7 protein-coding genes are annotated in these 14,510 nt (G+C 72.1%); 1 reads left to right on the plus strand and 6 read right to left on the minus strand.

What is annotated here, in order from left to right:
• Positions 1 to 17: 17 nt before the first annotated feature.
• The 6 genes from OG505_RS22065 to OG505_RS22090 are packed head-to-tail and all read right to left on the minus strand — an operon-like array spanning position 18 to position 13,650.
• On the minus strand, positions 18 to 7,667 hold the full coding sequence (locus OG505_RS22065) for an amino acid adenylation domain-containing protein (protein ID WP_405427148.1): 7,650 nt from the start codon (positions 7,665 to 7,667) through the stop codon (positions 18 to 20).
• Positions 7,664 to 8,647 (minus strand): 2,3-diaminopropionate biosynthesis protein SbnA, encoded by a 984-nt coding sequence (gene sbnA / locus OG505_RS22070; RefSeq protein ID WP_405427150.1) that lies wholly within the window; start codon positions 8,645 to 8,647, stop codon positions 7,664 to 7,666. Before sbnA ends, OG505_RS22065 begins: the two co-directional genes overlap by 4 nt.
• A gap of 31 nt (positions 8,648 to 8,678) precedes the next feature.
• On the minus strand, positions 8,679 to 9,674 hold the full coding sequence (gene sbnB / locus OG505_RS22075; RefSeq protein WP_405427152.1) for a 2,3-diaminopropionate biosynthesis protein SbnB: 996 nt from the start codon (positions 9,672 to 9,674) through the stop codon (positions 8,679 to 8,681).
• Between the two features lie 32 nt (positions 9,675 to 9,706).
• Positions 9,707 to 11,908 carry an MMPL family transporter gene (locus OG505_RS22080; protein WP_405427154.1) on the minus strand — a complete coding sequence of 734 codons (2,202 nt, stop codon included), beginning with the start codon at positions 11,906 to 11,908 and terminating at the stop codon, positions 9,707 to 9,709.
• A gap of 40 nt (positions 11,909 to 11,948) precedes the next feature.
• Positions 11,949 to 12,770, minus strand: a complete 822-nt coding sequence (locus OG505_RS22085; RefSeq protein WP_405427156.1) for an ABC transporter permease — start codon at positions 12,768 to 12,770, stop codon at positions 11,949 to 11,951.
• Positions 12,748 to 13,650 carry an ATP-binding cassette domain-containing protein gene (locus tag OG505_RS22090; RefSeq protein ID WP_405427158.1) on the minus strand — a complete coding sequence of 301 codons (903 nt, stop codon included), beginning with the start codon at positions 13,648 to 13,650 and terminating at the stop codon, positions 12,748 to 12,750. The genes OG505_RS22085 and OG505_RS22090 overlap by 23 nt, the downstream gene beginning before the upstream one ends.
• 143 nt (positions 13,651 to 13,793) lie before the next feature.
• On the opposite strand from OG505_RS22090, the gene OG505_RS22095 reads away from it, so the two are divergent.
• Positions 13,794 to 14,441 (plus strand): response regulator, encoded by a 648-nt coding sequence (locus OG505_RS22095; RefSeq protein ID WP_393367099.1) that lies wholly within the window; start codon positions 13,794 to 13,796, stop codon positions 14,439 to 14,441.
• Positions 14,442 to 14,510: the final 69 nt, after the last annotated feature.

Here is a 14,510-nt window from a genome sequence, read left to right on the forward strand (position 1 = left end):
CCTTCCGTCAAGGGTGTTCAGGAGAGGCCAAGCGCGTCGGCGAGCTCGTCCAGCGAGGCCGTTTCCTGGTCGAGTAGGAGCAGGTCGTCAGGTGTCAGCTCGGTGGCCCGCGCCGTGGCCGCGGTGACGCCGGTGAGGGCGGCCAGTGCCTGCTCGAACAGCTCGCATAGCTGTCCGGCGTCCTCGGCGGTGAGCAGCGCCGGCGCCCAGAGCCAGCGGGTGACCAGGGCGGGCCCACCGGCCCGCTCCACCACGAGGGCCTCCAGCTCCAGCACGTGGTGCAGGGGCATCGCCGGGTCCGTGTGCCCGGCTCCGCCCGCGCCGAGCGGCCGCAGCCCGCTGCCGGGACGCGCGGTGTCGGCCCGGCCCAGGTAGTTGAAGCCGATCTCCGGCTCGGGCAGCTCCGCCATCCGGGCCGCCGTCTCCGGGTCGGCGTAGCGCAGCATGCCGTACCCGATCCCGTGGTCCGCCGCGTGCCGCATCTGGTACGCGACCCGGGCGATCAGCTCGGCCGCCGTTTCCGGCGCGGAACCGGCGAGCAGGGCCGCCAGGTCCAGACCGGCCAGATCGAACCGTGCCGGCCACTCGGTGGTGAACCAACCGACGGTTCCGGACAGGTCGACGCCCGCCGCGATGTCCTCGCGGCCGTGGCCCTCGACGCGCAACAGCACGTCGGCGGTGGCGTCTCGGCGTTGCCGCCAGGCGGCGAGCGCGACGACGTACCCGGCGAGCAGGACGTGCGAGATCTCGACGCCGTCCGCCGCGAGCAGGGCGCGGGTGATCTGCGGGGGGACGTCGTGCGCGGCGCGGCGCGCCGAGCCGAAGACGTCGCGGTCCTGGTCGAGCGGTGCACCGCCGAGCGGCCCGGGGGCCGCCCGCAACCGGGAGAGCCACGCGTCCAGCTCGCCCCGCCGCTCGGGTGAGGCGGCCTGGTCCTGGACGATGCCCGCCCAGCGCCGGTACGCCGTACCGCCCGGGACCGGGTCCGGTCCGAAGCCGCCGCGCAGCTCCTCGCCGAGACCGTCGAGCAGGATCCGCCACGACACCCCGTCCACGACGAGGTGGTGCACCTGAAGCCCGACGAGCGCGGTGCTGCCGGGCGCGTCCTCCCAGAGGACGGCCCGCACCATCCGGCCGGCCCACGGGTCGAGGCGAGCCACCGGCCAGGTCTCGACGTCCGCCATGCTCGCGTCGTCGCCGGTGGCCGGTGACGACGCCATGGCCGGGCCCGCTCCGGTGCCGGGCGGCGGCACCCGCAGCCCGTCGTCGGTGAGCGACGCGGAGAGCATCGGGTGACGGGCGGTGAGGCGATGCAGGGCCGCTCGGACGGTCTCCGTCGCCGCCGGGGCGTCGAGCCGGACCAGCACCGACTGGCTGAACTCACCGATCGCCGTGGTGCGGCCGAGCAGCCACCTGGCGACCGGCAACGGCGCGAACGTCCCCGCGTGCTCGGCGGGGGCGTCCGCCGGGACCGCGACGCTCGCCGTGGCGGCGAGCGCGGCGGGTGTCCGCAGTTCGAGGACCTGCCGCGCGGTGACGGTCAGCCCGCGCTCGCGGGCCCTGGCGACCGCCGTGACCGCCAGGATGCTGTCGCCGCCGAGCAGCAGGAAGTCACCGTCCGTGCCGACCGCGTCGAGCCCGAGCACCTCGGCGAGGACCTCGCCAAGCGCCTGGGCGACCGGGTCGCCACCGGCACGGGCGGGCGCCTCCGCGTCGTAGCGGGGGGCGGGGAGGCGGGACGTGTCGAGCTTGCCGTTGAGGGTGCGCGGGAACTCCCGCACCTCCACGACGGCCTGCGGCACCAGGTGGGCCGGAAGGTCGACGGCGAGCCGGGACCGCACCTCGGCCGTACTGATCCGCAGGCCCGACTCCGGGATCACGTAACCGACCAGGCGGCGGTCGCCCGGACGGTCCTCGCGGACCACGACGACGGCGTCGGCGATGCCGGGCACCCCCAGGATCGCGGCGCGCACCTCACCGGGCTCGATCCGGAAGCCACGGATCTTCACCTGGTCGTCCGTACGGCCGAGGTAGTCGAGCTGGCCGTCGGCGGTCCACCGGACCCGATCGCCGGTCCGATACATCCGTCGACCGGGCTCGTACGGGTCGGCGACGAACCGGGTCGCGGTCAGGTCCGGACGGCCCACGTACTCGCGGGCCACCAGGGGACCGGAGACGTAGAGCTCACCCGGGACTCCCGGGCCGACCAGGTTCAGGTCGTCGTCGAGGACGCGGAGCCGGGCTCCGCTGATCGGCCGCCCGATCGTCGGCTCCGTCCCGGGCGTCAGCGCGCCGGTCATCGACGCGCAGACGGAGGTCTCCGTCGGGCCGTACGCGTTGATCATGTGATGGTCCGGCGCCCAGCGCTCGGTGAGCTCACGTGTGCAGCGCTCCCCCGCCGCCACCACGTACATGCCGGGGGTGAGCACCGTACCGGCCGGGAACGCGGTCAGCACGGTCGGCGGCACGCAGAGCAGCGTCGCCCGGTGCCGCCGCACGAACTCGGCGAGCGGTTCGCCAGGCGTACGCTCCTCGGCGTCGGGCACCAGCAGCAGCCCGGCACACGCCAGCGCGGTGAGGGACTCCCAGGTCGCGGCGTCGAAGCCGATGGAAGCGAACTGCACCACGCGCAGCCCGGCGCCGACGCCGAAGACCTCGCGCTGGTTGTCGAGCAGTGTCCGCAGGCCGCGGTGCGGCACGAGCACGCCCTTGGGGCGACCCGTCGATCCCGAGGTGAAGATGACGTACGCAGGGTGCTCCGGAAGCAGCGGGCGGCGGCGCTCGTCGTCGCGGACGGGATCAGTGGGCTGCGCCGCGGCGAATCCGCGGAACGGCTCCTCGTCGAGGACCACGACGCCCGGCCGGTCGCCGGGCAGATCCGCGCTCGCCCGGGTGACCAGGCAGGCGGCGGCCCCCGCGTCCGCGCAGAGCACGCGCACCCGCTCCGCCGGGTTGTCCGTGTCGATCGGCAGGTACGCCGCGCCGGCCTTGAGTACCGCCAACAGCGCGACGATGGTCTCCGCCGAGCGGGGCACGACGACCGCCACCGTGTCGTCCGGCCCGAGACCGCGTCCGATCAGGACGCGCGCCCAGCGGGAGGTGATGTCGTCCAACTCCCGATGGGTGAGCACGGTGTCGCCGAAGAGCAGGGCCGGCGCGTCCGGGTGGGCCGCCACGACCTCGGCGAGCAGATCCAGCACCGTGCCGTTCGGGCCCGTGGCCACGCCGCCCCGGCCCAGCGTCAGCAGGGCTTCCAGCTCGGTACCGACAGGGCCGGCCGCCGCGCGTCGGTCCGGGTCGGCGGTGAGCGCGGTCAGGGCGCGCCGGAGACCGGCGACGATCTGATCCACCCGCTCCGCGGAGAGCGCCGCGGTCGCGTACTCGACGCGGCAGCGCAACTCCGGCTCGCCGTCGGCCCCCGCGGCGTCGTCGAACTCCAGCGCGAGGTCGAACCGGGCCTGCCCGGTCGGCAGCACCTCGACCGTCGCGCCGGGCCAGGTGCGCGGCACCCGGTCCTGGTACGCCAGCACCACCTTGAGCAGGTCGGGGCCGGCGTCCGAGACCCTGCGGGAGATGGCGTTCACCACCTCGTACGGCAGGTCGCCGTGTTCCAGAGCGCGCAGGTCCGCCTGGCGCACCCGGGAGAGCAGCTCCCGCCAGCTCGGCCGCCCGGAGAGGTCCGTGCGCAGCACGACCGTGTTGGTGAAGAAGCCGACGACCTGTTCCCAGACCGGGTCGGGCCGCCCGTGCACCGCGGTGCCGATCACCTGGTCGCGGTTGCCGGTCAGCTCGGCGAGCACCACGCCGAGGGCGGCGTGCAGCACCATGAACGGGGTGACGACCTGGTCCCGGCAGACCCGGTGCAGGGCGGTACGCAGCTCGGCGGACAGCCGGAAGTCGACGGTCCCGGCGGCGCGCGGCCCCGTCGGGGCGGGTCCGCTCGCTGCTCGGTCCCAGCCCGGCGAGGGCGCCAGCCCCGCCAGCGTCCGCTCCCAGTAGGCGGTCCGGGCGCTCAGCCAGTCCCCCGGCTCCCGCGTCACCGTCTTCTGCCACGTGGCGAAGTCGCGGTACGTGGGTTCGGAGATGGCCCAGCTCGGTGCCCGCCCGTCCCGGCGGGCCGCCAACGCGGTGCGCAGGTCGTCGAAGAGCATCCGCAGAGACCAGCCGTCGCAGGCGGCGTGGTGCAGTGTGACGAGCAGCGCGTCGGCACCGGCCTGACGCAGCAGCACCGCGTCGATCGGCAGGTCCCGGTCGAGCCGGATGGGTCGCGCGACGCGCCGCCGCACCACCTCGTCCAGCCGGCCCTCCGGGACGGTCTCCTGGGTGAGCAGCGGCCCGTCGATCGGCACGACCCGCTGACGCAGGCCGTCGCCGTCCATCAGGAGCCGGGTGCGCAGCACGTCGTGCCGCTCGACCAGGTCACGCAACGCGGCGTCGAGCGACACCGGGTCCACCGACTCGGCGAACCGCAGGAGCACCGGGATCTGGTAGGCGACCTCGTCGGGGTCGAGCTGCTCGAGCGTCCACAGCCGGCGCTGGCCGGAGGACGCCACGGCATCGTCGCCGGCGGGCACCGCCGGCGGCGGAGGTGGTTCGATCGCGCCCGCCGGCCCGGCCGCGGCGAGCGCGGCGGGTGTCGGGTCGTCGAAGAGCTGCTCCAGCGTCACCGCCAGGCCGAGCCGGCCCTGTAGCCGGGTCACCAGCCGGGTGGCCAGCAGCGAGTTTCCGCCGAGCTCGAAGAAGCTCTGCCGCGGATTGACCCGATCGAGGCCGAGGATGTCCGCCATGACCGCGGCGACCAGGCTCACTGCCTCGGAGTCGGACCGCTCCTCGTCGTCTACGGCGTACTCCGGCTCGGGCAACGCCCGGCGGTCGACCTTGCCGTTGCGGGTGAGCGGCAGCGCGTCGAGCCGGACCCATGCCTCCGGGACCATGTACTCGGGCAACTGCCGGGCCACCTCGTCGCGGACCAGCGCCGGATCCGCGACACCCACCAGGTAACCGCAGAGCCGCCGGACGGCTCCGCTGCCGGTCACCGCGACCGCGCAGTCCGTGATCCCGGGTACGCGGCGCAGCGCCGACTCGATCTCGCCAAGCTCGATCCGGTGCCCCCGGACCTTGACCTGCGCGTCGAGCCGGTGGAGGAACTCCAGGGCGCCGTCGGCGCGGCGCAGCACCAGGTCACCGGTGCGGTACATGCGCTCCCCCGACCGCGCCGCGAACGGGTCGGGCAGGAAGGTCGCGGCGGTGCGGGCACCCAGGCCGAGGTAGCCGGGGCCGACGCCGACGCCACCGACGTACAGCTCGCCGCGTCCGCCGGGAGAGACCGGTCGCAGGAACTCGTCGAGGACGTAGAGGCGGGTGTTGCGCAGGGCGCGACCGATCGGCGCGCGGCAATCGTCAAGCGGGCCGTCGATGAACGCGTGGGTCACGTCGTCGGAGCACTCGGTCGGCCCGTACGCGTTGACGAGCGGGACCGACGGCACCGACGCGAGCCAACGCCCGCAGAGGTCGGCGGGAAGCTCCTCGCCGGTCGCGACCATCCAGCGCAGCCCGTGTGGCACCGGCAGGTCCGCGCCGTCGGCCCACTCGTCGAGGATGGCGCGCAGCAGCGACGGCACCACCTCCAGGACGGTGGCCGCCTCCCGGGTGACGACGTCGAGCAGCGCGTCCGGACGGGTTGCCACCGCGCGCGGGACCATCCGGACGGTGCCTCCGGAGAGCAGTGGGGCCATCATCTGCCACACCGAGATGTCGAAGGTCATCGGCGCGTTCAGGACCGTGACGTCCACCGGGCCGAGGCCCAGGTCTTCGACCTTGGCCAGCAGGTGGTTGTGCATGCCCACCCAGTCGACCATCGCCGCCTTGGGCCGGCCGGTCGAGCCGGAGGTGTAGATGACGTAGGCGAGGCTCCGGCCGTGCCGGGGCTGCGCGATGTCGACGATCGGCGTCGTGCTGTCCAACTCCCCGAAGCCGTGCACGGGCACGGTCGCGGCGACGGTGGCGGCCAGCGCGCCGCCGATCAGCTCCGCGGGGACCAGGAGGCAAGCCGGTGCGGCGTCGAGGACCAGCCCCACGTTGCGCTCGGCCGGAGCGTTCTCGTCGATTGGCAGGTAGGCGGCGCCTCGGGCCCAGACCGCGAGAATCGCGACGAGGGTCTCCACGGACGGGCGGGCGACCACGGCGACGAGGTCACCGGCGCCGATTCCGTGGTCGCGCAGGCCACCCGCCGCGGCGGCGACGGCGGCCGCGAGGGCCCCGTAGTCGTGGGCGGTCACCCCGTCGCTGACCGCCGGCCGGTCCGGGGCCCCGACGGCGGTGTCGCGCAGGGCGGTCAGCAGGTCCCTGCCGCCGGTCGGCCGCTCCGGCCCGACCAACGCGGCGGCGGTACCCGCGGCGAGGTCGCGGGGGCCGTCATCGGTACGCAGCGCGTCGAGCACGGCCAGCAGGGCGTGCACCTGGGCCTGCGCCTGCTGGCGGTCGTACATCCGGGGGTTGACGTTCCAGTGCACGTCGATCGAACCGTCGGCCCGGTCGTGAAAGGCGACCTGGACGTCGTCCACAGGTCCGGTGGAGACGTCGCGGATCTCGGCTGTCGCACCCTCCATGAGCAGGTCACCGCCGTAACCGAGCACGTTCACCACCGGGCCGAGCGGACGCCGGTCGGCGGACGACAGGTTCAACGCCCGCCGGACGCCGCCGACGGGGAAGCGCTGGTGACGCAGCAGCGCCTTGACATCCGCGGAGATCCGGCGGACCAGGGTCGCGGTGTCCTCCCACGGGTTCAGGCGGACGGCCAACGGCAGGAAGTTGGCATACATCGCCGGGGAGTTGCGGACCGCGTCGCCGGCCCGGCGGGCCACCGCCATGGTCAGCAGGAACTCCCGGCGTCCGGTCGCGCGGGCGGTGTGCAGGGCCATGGCCGCCACGGCGAGCGCCGGCCAGGTGATCTTCAGCTCCCGGGCCCGGAGCCGCAGCGCGGCCGCCGCCTCCGCGCCGATGCTGCGGGTGATCCGCAGCTCACCGTCGGGCGCCTGCCATTCGGCGTCGCCGAAGAGGGTCAGCGCCGGGGCGTCGGCGGCCATCTCCGCCCAGAACGCGGCGTCCCGGTCGTGCCGCTCCGAGTTCAGGTACTCCTCGTCGTAGGCGACCACCCCGGCGAGCGGGGTGTACGCCGGCTTCGGCTCCGCACCGCCGAGCTCGTTGTAGATCTCGACGATCCGGCGGCCGATGAGCCCACCGGAGTAACCGTCGAATGCGGCGTGGTGCGCCTCGAAGTAGAAGTGGTGGTGGTCCGGGCCGAGCCTCGCGATGCTCGCCCGGAACGTCTGCCGGTCCAGCTCCATCCCGGTACGCAGCCGCTCGTGGTGCCACGCGTCCGGTTCCTCGTCGGTACGCCCCGAGAGGTCGAACTCCTCGAGTACCCAGTCGTCCCGCGAGTGCGGCACCTGCACGGGAACGCCGTCGCGCAGCTCGAACCCGACGTGCAGCGCGTCGGCCTCGTGGATGGTGCGGTGCACCGCGGCGCGCAGCCGGTCGAGATCGATCGCGCCATGCATCTCGACGAGGCCGCCGACGATCATCGCGGGGTTGCCCGGCGCGGCTCGCTCGGCCAGCCACATGCCGTACTGGGTGCTGGTCAACGGTAGTGCTGTGGGTGTGGTCATCCAGCCATCTCCTCGACGACTTGCACGGGCTGGTCCAGGGCCGGGAACGTGGTGGCCACCCACGTCTGGTCGTACACAGTGGACAGATAATGCAGGCCCATGTCGGGGGCGAGCGCGACGCTCGTGAGCCGGCCCTCGGGGTCGTGCTCGGCGAGCCAGCGGTCGGCGCCGGCGACCACGGTTCCGGTGGAGCCGCCGAAGAGGAAGCCCCGCGCGGCGAGCCGGCGGCAGGCGCGGACGGCCTCCTCCTCGGCCACCATCACGGTGTCCGAGAGCAGTGACCGGTCCAGCATCTGCGGGTCCAGGCTGGAGCCGAGACCCGGGATGAACCGGGTGCCGGGAGGTCCGCCGAAGTTCACCGAGCCGTAGCTGTCGATGCCGACGACCCGGGTACGCGGATGGTGGTCCGCGGCATACCGGGCGACACCGGCGATGGTGCCGGTGGTGCCCGCCCCGATGAACAGGACGTCGACGTCGGGGAACTCGGTGAAGATCTCCGGGCCGGTGGTCTGGTGGTGGGCCTGCCAGTTCCGCGGGTTGGCGTACTGGTTGAGCCACAGGTAGCTGCTGTCGTCGGCGCACAGCTCACGGATGTGGTCGATCCGCGCGCCGAGGAAGCCGCCGTGCGGGGTGGGCTCGTCGATGATGTGCACCTCGGCGCCCATGGACCGCATGAACGCCAGGGTGGAGGGGTTGCAACGGGCGTCGGTCACGCAGGTGAACCGGTACCCGGAGCTCGCCGCGATGACGGAGAGGGCGACACCGAGGTTGCCCGACGAGGACTCGATAAGGTGTCGGCCGGCGTGCAGCTCACCGCTGCGCTCCAGCTCCTCAACCATGTAGCGGGCGGTTTTCAGCTTGATCGACCCAGCGAAGTTGAGGCCCTCGCACTTGAGGAGAACGGTACGTCCAAGAACCGCGGTGAGGTCAACGAAGAGCGAGTCGACGTTGAACTCGACGGGATTGTCGATGATGGTCACAGTGGGGCCTTCCGAGAAGGATGGAATTGGCCTACCAGCGCTGCTCTTCGCCGAAGAAACCGGCGATCCTGATGCTCGTGCCACTCGCGACCGCGGTTCCGTGCACCCAGTGGCCGACGGCCAGGTCCAGCACGCCCAGCCCGAACGGTGAGATCACGACGCCGCGTGCCGGGTCGAGGCGGAACTCGCCCGCGAGCAGACCCGGGATGGTCCCGGTGATGAACTCCCGATGCCCGAGCCGCTGTTCGGCCAGGTGCGGGGAGGTGTTCGCCTTGAGACAGTGGTCCACGTCGTCCACGACGTTCTGCGCCGCGATGATCACCTCGGGGGTGAAGTCCCGCAGTGAGACGTTGAGGTAGACCTGGCCGGGCTCCGGGGCGCGGTCCAGGTGCGGAGCCCCGGTGTTGGTCGCGGTCACGACAGTGCCCGCCGCCAGTGCCTCCGCCGCCGGCACGGCCCGACCGGCCATCCCCAGGCTTTCCGCGTACGCGACAAGCGACGCCGCCGAGCCCGGGTGCGGGTCACAGACGAGGACGTTCCGCACGTCGACTCCGGCTTCGGCCAGGTAGACGAGGATCGTCCGCGCGATCACGCCCGCCCCGAAGAAACCGACGGTGCCGTCGCCGGGGTGGGTGGCCTGCGCCGCGGCAGCCGCCAGCGCGATGCTCGCCGCGGTCCGAGCCGCGCTGATCCCGGCGGCTTCGAGCAGCGCGTACGGGTAGCCGTTGGCCATGTCGTTGAGCACCAGCACCGCCGACGCCCGCGGCAGCCCCTGCTCGACGTTCTCCGGAAAGCTGGCGATCCACTTGATGCCGGCGATGTCCGCGTCGGCGACGGCGGTTCGGGCAGGCAACGCGATGATGCGGTCGGCGGGCTTGTCGTCGAAGCGCAGGAAGTAGGAATCCGGGTTGTTGGTCCGCCCGGCGCCGTGCGCGAGGTACGCCTCACGCACGATCTCCAGCACCGTCTTACGCTCGGCCAGGATGTCGCGCACCGCGCGGCCCGGCACCACGTCGAAGTTCAGCATGTCAGTCTGCTTCTTTCTGAGGTGGCGCCGGTTCAGGTGGAGACCGGCGCGGGTTCGTCGGCGGTGTCGGCGGCCGGCGCGAGCGGCGGCACGCCGGTGTCGTTCCGGCGGCGCGAGAGTGGTCCCGGCCACCACGCGGCCCGGCCGAGCACCAGCAGCGTCGACGGCAGCAGGAACGCGCGGATGACGAACGCGTCCAACAGGACGGCGACTCCGAGGCCGATCGCGAGCTGCTTGAACTCGTTGAAGCTCAGCGTGGCGAAGACGGAGAAGACCGCGGCCATGGCGAGGGCGGCGGCGGTGACGACGCCCGCCGAGTGCACGATGCCCGTGACGACCGCGTCGCGGATCGGGACGCGGTTTCGCGCCTCCTCGTAGACGCGGTGCAGCACGAACACGTGGTAGTCCATCGAGAGCCCCACGAGGATCACGAAGAGGAACAGCGGAACCCAGGAGATGATCGTTCCGGTCGACCGGTAGTCGAGGAGCGAGTCGGCCCAGGAGTTCTGGAAGACCAGCACCAGCACACCGAACGCCGCGGCCGTCGACATCAGGTTCATCACGAGCGTCACCACGCCGATCACGAGTGAGCGGAACGTGATCGCCATGACGATCAGGCTGAAGAGCAGCACGAAACCGACGACCATCGGCAGCTTGTCCTGCATGTTGCGGTCGTAGTCGTGGTCCGCCGCGGTCTGGCCACCCACGACGGCCGTCACGCCGTCGTGCTGCGCGGTCAGCGCCGGCACGTACGTGCCCCGCAGCGCCGTCAGCGCGTCCCTGGCCGCCGTGCTGCCATCCGCGTGGTTGACGGTCAGCGCGATCACCGAGGTGCGCCCGTCGGCCGAGGTCCGCACCTCGGAGACCGCGTCGTCGCCGCTGACCAGGCCGGCCGTCCGGGCCTTCTCGGCCAGGCCGCGCAGCCCGTCGGCGACCCAGTCGGCCCGCCCGGCGGTCCGCACCACGACCTCGAACTGGGCGCCCACCGAGGGGAATCCGGCGGAGAGCTTCTCGTACGCCGCGACGGCCGGGATGCCGGCGGGAAGGTCCTCGACGCGCTGGGCGGCGAGCGACAGCTGCAGGCCGGGCAGGCCGAGCGCGATCAGGCCCAGCGTCACGACGATCAGCGTGCTGAGCGGTCGCCGGAGACTCGGCTTGAGCACGGCGGGCCAGAGCCTCGGCGCGGCCTCGGTCCGCTTGTTCGTGATCCGCCAGATGAACGGCACCCGGGGGCGGTCCAGCACGCGCCGGAGAATCACCAGCAGCGCCGGGAGCACGGTCAGCGAGCCGCCGACGGCGACCGCGACGACGATGACCGCCGCCGAGGCAAGCGAGTTGAAGGACGGGTCGCCGACCAGGTAGAGCCCGCACATGGAGACGATGACGGCGATGCCGGAGAAGACCACGGCGTGTCCGGAGGTCGCGGCCGCGATCTCCACCGAGTCTCCGCCGTCCGGCCGGGCGTGCCGCTCCTCGCGCTCGCGCTTCACGTAGAACAGCGAGTAGTCGACGCCGACCGCCATACCAACAAGCAGGATGACGTTCGAGGTGGTGCCCGAGTCCGGGATCAGGTGCGAGACGAGCGCGCTGAGCCCGACCGAGCCGGCCACGAAGGTCAGCGCGAGCACAAGTGGGATGACCGCCGCCACGAACGCGCCGAAGACCAGCAGCAGCACCAGCAGCGTCACCGGGATGCTGAGGATCTCGGCGGACGCGAAGTCGTTGGCGAGCTGCTCGTTGAGGCCGGCGCTGATCGATGCCGAGCCGGTCTGCTCGACGGAGAGGGCGGGGAACTCCTTCGCCACCCGCTCGACGGCGGACCGGGTGGACTCCACCCGCTCGTACGCCGTCTGCGGGTCACCCCTGAGCACGACCGGCACCATCAGCAGGTCCGTACGCTGTTGCGACGGCACGGCACCGGCGACCGCTGCCACGTCCGCGATCCCGCCCAGTTCGGCGGTGACCCGGGTGGCGGCGCTCGTCCGGTCGGCCGCGGCGCCGCCGGCGATGAGAACGTACTCGGTCGCGGGCTCCTCCAGGCCCGCCTCCTGCATCAGCCGAGCCGCCTGGCCGGCGTCGCCGACGGCGAGTTCGGCCGAGGTGGCGCTCCGCATGCCGGTCGCCGCTGACGCGCCGACGCAGGCCCCGATGACGAGGACCCAGACGAGGATGGCGAGAACAGGATGCCGCGCGCTGACGCGAGCGATACGCGTGCTGATGTTGTCAGGTTTCATTGCCCGTTCCTGGGTCCGGTGGGGCGGGGAGTGGTCGTACTCATCGGGCGGCCCGGCGCAGGATCCGCGCGCCGAGGCCGAGACAGACGACGATGAGCCCGGTGCTGATGAGCAGCGACAACGAGAGGGAGTGCTCCATCGGGAAGGACCCGTCGGAAGGGACGGCGGTACCCCAGAGCCGACGGCAGGTCGTCGCGACCATGCTCACCGGGTTCCACTCCGCGATCACGCGGATCGGTCCCGGCATGACGTCCGGGCTGAGGAACGCGTTCGAGACGAAGGAGAAGATGACAAGCGACACCGCCCCGATCGGCTCGATCGTCTCCGGGTCCGAGAAGACCAGCCCCAGCACGATGCCGACCGCGATGGTCGCCGCGTAGAAGAGGATCAACTGGAGGTACGCGAGCGAGATGTCACCGAGGCTGCCCGAGGGCCGCCAGCCGAGCAGAACGCCGATCAGACTGACCAGGATCAGCGCCGCGACAGCCGCCGCCAGATCCGCGATCTTCTGTGCGATCAGGGGCGACATGGCCGGCGGTGGCATCGTCCGCAGCCGCCGTACCATCCCGGAACGCTGGTCGAGCGCCACACTGATCGCGGTCGGTCCGATGCAGGAGAGCCCGACCTGGACGGCGACGCCCGCGACGATGTAGGCCCGGTAGTCGACACCCTCGGGCACCCTGATCGCCTTCACGAAGATCAGGCCGAGCGCCAGGATCATGACGACCGGGTTCATGGCGATACCGATGAACTTGCCGGGCGAGCGCATCGTGCGGAGCGCCTGACGACCGGTCAACGCCCCGATGTCCGCGAGGACCACCCGGAGGCCGTCCCTGCGCTCAACCGGCGATGCGAGTGCCATTCCGCGCCCTTTCCTCGTTCCTGCCGGTGAGCGCCAGAAAGACCTCATCCATTGTGGGTTGCCGCAGTGCGAGACCACCGACCGTCACCTGCGCGCGGTGCAGCACCTCGGCGACCAGCAGCAGTCCGGCGGCGCCGCCGTCCACCCGTACCGAGATGAGGGCCTCGTGCTCGTCCAGCGCGACGTCGCGGCATCCGGCCGCACGCAGCGCCGCGGTCGCGGCGGCGACCGCCGGCCGCTCCACCTGGACCTCCACCCGCTCGTCGCCAACCTGCTGCTTGAGCTGGCGGGGGTTGCCGGACGCCACCACCACACCGCGATTGATGATCACGATCTGGTCGGCGAGCGCATCGGCCTCCTCCAGGTACTGGGTGGAGAGCACGATCGTGGTCCCGGCAGCGGCCAGCTCGTTGACCGCGGCCCAGAGCTTGGCCCGACTCGACGTGTCGAGCCCGGTCGTCGGCTCGTCCAAGAAGATCACCTTGGGTGACGCCGGTAGACACATCGCCAGATCCAACCGGCGCCGCATGCCGCCCGAATACTCCCCGGCCGGCCGGCGCGCCGCCTCGGCCAGACCGAACTGGGTGAGCAGCTCGTCGGCGCGCCGAAGCGCGTCGGCCTTGCCGAGACGCATCATCCGGCCACAGAGGACCAGGTTCTCGCGGCCGGTCAGGAACGTGTCGACCGCCGCCTCCTGCTGCGCCACCGCGATGTCCCGGACGACGGCGTCCCGCTCACGCACCACGTCCCGACCGAGCATGCGCACCGTGCCCGAATCCGGTAGTCGCCGTGTGGTGAGGATGTCGATTGTCGTTGTCTTGCCCGCCCCGTTCGGCCCGAGGATGCAGAGCACGGAGCCCGCATCCGCGGTGAAGCTCACGCCGCGCAGAACGCTATGGGTGCCATAACTCTTGTGTAGATCCCGGACCTCGATTGCCGTCACGTGGCCTGCTCCCCCTCGTGGTGCCGCACGGAACCGGCCATCGCGACTCGTAGCCTGAAGCCATGAACATGGAGACCCCCCTGCGGGTGTTGATCGCCGACGACCATTTCCTGCTGCGCGACGGACTCACCCGGCTGCTGCAGGCGTACGGCTGCGAAACTGTCGGCGCCGTCGGCGATTCCGACGAACTGCTGCGTGCGGTCGAGGCGACCAGACCAGACGTCGCGGTTGTGGACGTCCGCATGCCGCCGACCTTCACCGACGAGGGGCTCAAGGCGGCGATCGAGGCCCGGCGACGCGTCCCGGGCCTGCCGGTCGTCATCCTGTCCCAGTACGTCGAGCCCCTGTACGCCGTGGAGCTGCTCGCGGACGACCTTGGCGGCGTCGGCTACCTGCTGAAGGACCGGGTGATGGACGCCGACCAGTTCATGATGGCGCTCTACCAGGTCAGTTCCGGCGGCACGGTGATGGACCCGCAGGTCGTGTCCCGCGTCCTCAACGCCGCCCCGGCCAGTTCGCCGCTCGACTCCCTCACGCCTCGCGAGCACGACGTGCTCGCGCTCGTCGCCGAGGGGCGTACGAATTCTGCGGTCGCTGCCGTGCTTCACCTCGCCGAGAAGACCATCGACAAGAATGTCAGCAGCATCTTCACCAAGCTCGGCCTGCCCCCGTCCGATGATGATCACCGGCGTGTCCTCGCCGTGCTGGCGTATCTCAACAACCAGTAAAGGTTGTTCCACTTTTTCGCACGCCCCCGTCGTCCCTCAACCTGTCGACCGGTCGGCGTCGTGAATCGA

This window comes from Micromonospora sp. NBC_00617, assembly GCF_045161355.1.
Classification (GTDB): Bacteria; Actinomycetota; Actinomycetes; order Mycobacteriales; family Micromonosporaceae; genus Micromonospora.

Excerpts from the sequence above, each read along its gene's own strand:
- OG505_RS22080 (WP_405427154.1), bottom strand. The coding sequence starts at position 11,908 with ATGAAACCTGACAACATCAGCACGCGTATCGCTCGCGTCAGCGCGCGG.
- OG505_RS22085 (WP_405427156.1), bottom strand. The coding sequence starts at position 12,770 with ATGGCACTCGCATCGCCGGTTGAGCGCAGGGACGGCCTCCGGGTGGTC.
- sbnB (WP_405427152.1), bottom strand. The coding sequence starts at position 9,674 with ATGCTGAACTTCGACGTGGTGCCGGGCCGCGCGGTGCGCGACATCCTG.
- OG505_RS22065 (WP_405427148.1), bottom strand. The coding sequence starts at position 7,667 with ATGACCACACCCACAGCACTACCGTTGACCAGCACCCAGTACGGCATG.